The following is a 5002-nucleotide window of genomic DNA, read 5'->3' as shown; positions in this document are numbered from 1 at the left end:
TTCTTCATCTTCTTCTTCGTCGGCGCGCTGGCGCAGCTCGTCGACGGCGCGCTCGGCATGGCCTACGGCGTCATCTCCTCGACCGTCCTCCTCGGCTTCGGCGTGCCGCCGTCCGTCGCCTCGGCCTCGGTGCACACGGCCGAGCTCTTCACCACCGCCGCCTCCGGCACCGCCCACATCGCCAACCGCAACATCGACTGGAAGCTGTTCCGCCGCCTCGTGCCCTTCGGCATCCTCGGCGGCGTGCTCGGGACCTATGTCCTCACCTCCGTCGACGGCGCCACGATCCGGCCGTTCGTCGCCGCCTATCTCGGCATCATCGGCGCGATGCTGACGCTGCGCTCGTTCCGCAAGATGCCGCGCGCGGCGACGCCGATGCATCTCGTGCCGCCGCTGGGGGCGGCCGGCGGCTTCCTCGATTCGGTCGGCGGCGGCGGCTGGGGGCCGATCGTGACCTCGGGGCTTCTAGGGGCCGGCGGGCAGCCGCGCTACGTCATCGGCACGGTGAACGCGGCGGAGTTCCTGATCACGCTCGCCGTCTCCTTGTCGTTCCTCCTCGCCCTTGTAACCGGGCACTGGGAGGAAGCTGGCGACCTCTCGACCCATGCCCTCTCGGTGCTCGGCCTGATCGCCGGCGGCATCCTCGCCGCACCGCTCGCCGGCTACGCCGTGCGGCGGATCCCCGAGCGGCTCCTCCTGCGCATCGTCGGCATCCTGATCTGCGTCCTCTGCCTCCAGCAGATCGTCACGCTCCTTACATAAATGTAATTCTTGGCCAGGAACCTAATTTCTCGGCTCCCGTTTTTTCCCCGACGCCAGCATGAGCTGGCCCAACGAAACGGAGCAATTCCATGGTCGACAAGAATCAGGTCCAGGGCGGCGCGAAGGAAATCGGCGGCAAGATCAAGGAAGCCGCTGGCAAGCTCGTCGGCAACGAGCGTCTCCAGGCCGACGGCATGGCGGACCAGGCCGAGGGCAAGACCCAGAAGAACTACGGCAAGGTCAAGGACGCCATGAAGGACCAGGTCGGCCTCAAGAAGCACTGACCCGCGTACGAATCGTTTGAGTGGGAAAAGCCGGCCGAAAGGCCGGCTTTTTCGTGTGCGCGACGGGTTTCTCGCCGCCGCACGGCATGGTAACGCCGCCCGGACGGCCCGGCGTTGCGCGGGCGGCTTTCCGAGGGAAATGCGATGACCAAGACCCGCCGCGAGACCGATTCCATCGGCGCGATCGACGTGGCCACCGATCGCTACTGGGGCGCCCAGACCGAGCGCTCGCTGAACAACTTCCGCATCGGCACCGACCGACAGCCGATCGCCGTGATCCACGCGCTCGCCACCGTCAAGAAGGCCGCCGCGCGCGTCAATCAGGGCTACGGCAAGCTCGACGCGACGCTGGCCGATGCGATCGTCACGGCCGCCGACGAGGTGATCTCGGGCCGGCTCGACGACCATTTTCCGCTCGTCGTCTACCAGACGGGCTCGGGCACGCAGACCAACATGAACGTCAACGAGGTCATCTCGAACCGCGCCATCGAGGCGCTGGGCGGCGAGATGGGCTCGAAGAAACCGGTGCACCCGAACGACCACGTCAACATGGGCCAGTCGTCCAACGACGTATTCCCGACCGCGATCCACGTCGCCGTCGCGATCGAGGCGACGAACCGCGTCCTGCCGGCGATCGACAAGCTCCACGACGCGCTGGACGCGAAGGCCAAGGCCTTCGACCACATCATCAAGATCGGCCGCACCCACACGCAGGACGCCACCCCGATCACGCTCGGCCAGGAGTTCTCCGGCTACGCCGCCGCGCTGAAGCTGGGCAAGCGCCGCATCGAGCAGGCGATCGAGGACGTCTACGCGCTGGCGCAAGGCGGCACCGCCGTCGGCACCGGGCTCAACGCCCCGGTCGGCTTCGACGTGAAGATCGCCGACGAGATCGCCAAGCTCACCGGCCTCCCCTTCCGCACCGCCGAGAACAAGTTCGAGGCGCTGGCCTCGCACGGCGCGCTGACCTTCTTCCATGGGTCGCTCAACGCGCTGGCGACCGATCTCTTCAAGATCGCCAACGATATCCGTTTCTTGGGGAGCGGCCCGCGCTCGGGCCTCGGCGAACTCTCGCTGCCCGAGAACGAGCCGGGCTCCTCGATCATGCCGGGCAAGGTGAACCCGACGCAGGCCGAGGCCCTGACGATGCTCTGCGCCGAGGTGTTCGGCCACGAGACCACGGTGACGGTCGCCTCGAGCCAAGGCCATTTCGAGCTCAACGTCTTCAAGCCGGTGATCGCCAACGCCGTCCTGTCCTCTATCCGCCTTTTGGCGGACGGCATGGACTCGTTCCGCGAGCATTGCGTCGACGGCATCAAGGCCAACGAGGATCGCATCCGGTCGCTGATGGAACAGTCGCTGATGCTGGTGACGGCGCTCGCCCCGACGATCGGCTACGACAACGCCGCGACGATCGCCAAGACCGCCCACAAGAAGGGCACGACCCTGCGCGAGGAGGCCCTCGCCTCCGGTCTCGTGTCCGGCGAGGACTACGACCGGATCGTCGACCCGGCGGCGATGACGCGTCCGGGCTGACAGAAAGCCCGGAAATTGGCATCTGGAAGCGCTCCAATCGTCTCGATTGGGGCGCTTTTTGTTGACGAACAGTCGCGCGGCGGCCGGCTATACCGCAGCCCGCGCTTCGAGCACAGTCCGCGCCATCGAACACGGCCACCACGGAGCCAACCCCCATGAATTCCGCCGCCCTTCTCGCCGGACGCGTCCTCCTCTCGATCCTCTTCATCGTGTCCGGCTTCGGCAAGCTGACGGGCGCGGCCGGCTTTGCCGGTTATCTCGCCAGCCTCGGCGTGCCCGGCGGCATCGCCATGGCCTATCTCGTCGGCGCGGTGGAGTTCTTCGGCGGCCTCGCGATCCTCGTCGGCTTCCAGACCCGCATCGTCGCCTACGTCCTCGCGGTCTTCACGGTCGGCACGATCCTGACCGCCCACATGGGCGACGCCACGCAGGCGATGAAGAACCTGTCGATCGTCGGCGGCTTCCTGGTGCTCGGCGCGGTCGGCGCCGGCGCCTACTCGGTGGACGCACGCCGCGGCACCCCGACGCTCGCCCGCGCCTGATCGCACGCCGCGATCCGTGCCTCTTGAGCGGCCGCCCCTCGGGGCTGCCGTTTTGCGTGGGTCAGAACCGCGCGATCAGCGCGTCCAGCGCCGCCGCGCGGCCGGCATCCCCGTCCGTGCGATGTGCGAGGGCGAGACACGCCTCGGATCGCAGGATCACCCCGTCCTTCAGGACGCGCAGCCGGTTGGCGGTCAGCGTCGACCCGGTGGAGGTGATGTCGACGATGATGTCGGCCGAGCCTGCCGCCGGGGCGCCCTCGGTTGCCCCGAGGCTCTCGACGATCCGGTAGCTCTGGATGCCGTGGCTCCTCGTGAAGAACCCTTGCGTGAGCCGCCAGTACTTGGTCGCGATGCGGAGGCGTCGTCCGTGGCGCTGGCGGAACGAGGCGGCGACGTCGCCGAGATCCTCCATCGTCTCGACATCGATCCAGCTGTCGGGCACCGCCACCACCACGTCGGCATGGCCGAAGCCGAGCCGTGAGACGATGCGCCCGCGCCGGTCGAAGTCGGGCATCGTCTCACGCAGGAGATCCTCGCCGGTGACGCCGAGGTCGATCGCCCCGTCGCGCAGTTCCCGCGCGATCTCCGACGCCGAGAGAAGCAGCACCTCCAGCCCCTCCGCCCCCTCGACGCGGGTGCGGTAGGAGCGCGCATCCTCGCTCGGGTGGACCGTGATGCCGGCCTCACCCAGCGCTCCCACGCACTGGTCTTTCAGGCGGCCCTTGGATGGAATGGCGAGCGTCAGGGTCATGGCCGGCCCTCCCCCTGGTCGGCCGTGGCGGCCGCGATCCGATCGAGATCGAGCGCAAAGCCCACCGCCGGGATCGGCGTCGGCGCGCCGAGATAGGAGACGAGCCGGTCGTAGCGCCCGCCGCCGACAAGGGGCGGCTCACCGGGCGCGGCGGCGATCTCGAACACGAGGCCGGTGTAGTAGTCGAGCGTGCGGCCGAAGGCGGCGAGATAGCGGATGGGACCGAGATCGACGCCGGCCGCCCGCAGCGATGCGGCGCGGGCGCGAAAGAGTTCCAGCGCCGGCCCGAACTCGACGCCCGATTCCGCCTCCATCGCCTCCAGCCGCGTGGTCGCCTCGTCAAGCGGGCAGTCCAGCGCGAGAAACGCCCGCAAGCGGTCGAGATAGGCCGAGCGCAGCCGCGTGTTGGCGAGCGCCATCTTCTCGACCAGCCGCTCGGCGATCTCCTCGGGGGTCCGCCCACGGTTGGGCGGCAGGCCGCCCGCGTCCATCAGCGTGCGGACGTGGTCGGCGAGTGCCGCCGTGTCCCCGCTGCGCAGCAGCGCGCGCACCGCCGGGTCGAGATCGAGCGGGTCGCTGTCCGCCTCGCGCGACAGCGCGGCGAGCGCGGCCTCCAGAAGGTCGTCGCGCCCGAAACAGCGTATGAGGCGGCGCTGCCAGCCGGCCGGCAGATCGAGCGCGGTGAGGAACGCCTCGAACAGCGCCTGATCGCCGACGGTCACCGCGGCCGGCTCACGAAGCCCGCAGGCGCTTAGGGCGGCCAGCGCTTCCGCCAGCGCCTGCGAATCGGCGGCCGCGCGGTTCTCTTCGCCGAGATTCTCGATGCCGGCCTGACGGAACTCGGCCGGTTCGCCCCGGCGCTGGCGGAACACGGGTCCGTTGTAGGCGTAGCGCCGCGGCAGGCCGGCAGCCCCCTCGATATGGGCAAGGCACACGGGAATCGTGAAGTCGGGCCGCAGGCACAGCGTCTCGTCGCCCTCGCCGCGCGTCAGGAAGATGCGCCGGCGCAGGTCCTCGCCGGCCGTGTCGAGATAGGGCTCGGCACGCTGCAGGAGCGGCGTCTCGACCGTCACCGCGCCGAGATCGGCGAACAGGGCTGCGAGCGCGGCGTCGAAGGGCGCCGGGCT

At 69.3% G+C, this 5002-nt stretch carries 6 protein-coding genes; 4 read left to right on the top strand and 2 right to left on the bottom strand.

The window, feature by feature from the left end; all coding sequences use genetic code 11:
* From QZ753_RS18430 to QZ753_RS18415, 4 genes are all read left to right on the top strand, one after another.
* Positions 1 to 762, top strand: a 762-nt coding sequence (locus tag QZ753_RS18430) for a sulfite exporter TauE/SafE family protein (RefSeq protein WP_294645766.1), incomplete at its 5' end; no start/stop codon positions are given.
* An 89-nt stretch (positions 763 to 851) separates the two neighbouring features.
* On the top strand, positions 852 to 1046 hold the full coding sequence (locus QZ753_RS18425; RefSeq protein ID WP_294645765.1) for a CsbD family protein: 195 nt from the start codon (positions 852 to 854) through the stop codon (positions 1044 to 1046).
* A gap of 144 nt (positions 1047 to 1190) precedes the next feature.
* A complete protein-coding gene (fumC, locus tag QZ753_RS18420) occupies positions 1191 to 2582 on the top strand; it encodes a class II fumarate hydratase (protein WP_294645764.1) in 1392 nt (463 codons plus the stop codon).
* Between the two features lie 155 nt (positions 2583 to 2737).
* Positions 2738 to 3124 carry a DoxX family protein gene (locus QZ753_RS18415; protein WP_294645763.1) on the top strand — a complete coding sequence of 129 codons (387 nt, stop codon included), beginning with the start codon at positions 2738 to 2740 and terminating at the stop codon, positions 3122 to 3124.
* Positions 3125 to 3185: 61 nt separating this feature from the next.
* Here QZ753_RS18415 and hisG read toward each other — a convergent pair whose 3' ends face one another.
* Together hisG and QZ753_RS18405 are read right to left on the bottom strand one after the other, a co-directional pair.
* Positions 3186 to 3875: an ATP phosphoribosyltransferase gene (gene hisG, locus QZ753_RS18410; RefSeq protein ID WP_294645761.1), complete on the bottom strand. Its 690-nt coding sequence runs from the start codon at positions 3873 to 3875 to the stop codon at positions 3186 to 3188.
* On the bottom strand, positions 3872 to 5002 hold a 1131-nt coding region (locus QZ753_RS18405; protein ID WP_294645760.1), incomplete at its 5' end, for an ATP phosphoribosyltransferase regulatory subunit. The genes hisG and QZ753_RS18405, both read right to left, overlap by 4 nt.

It is taken from the genome of uncultured Aureimonas sp. (genome assembly GCF_913775355.1).
GTDB lineage: Bacteria > Pseudomonadota > Alphaproteobacteria > Rhizobiales > Rhizobiaceae > Aureimonas.
This window is presented reverse-complemented; position numbering and strand designations above follow the sequence as displayed.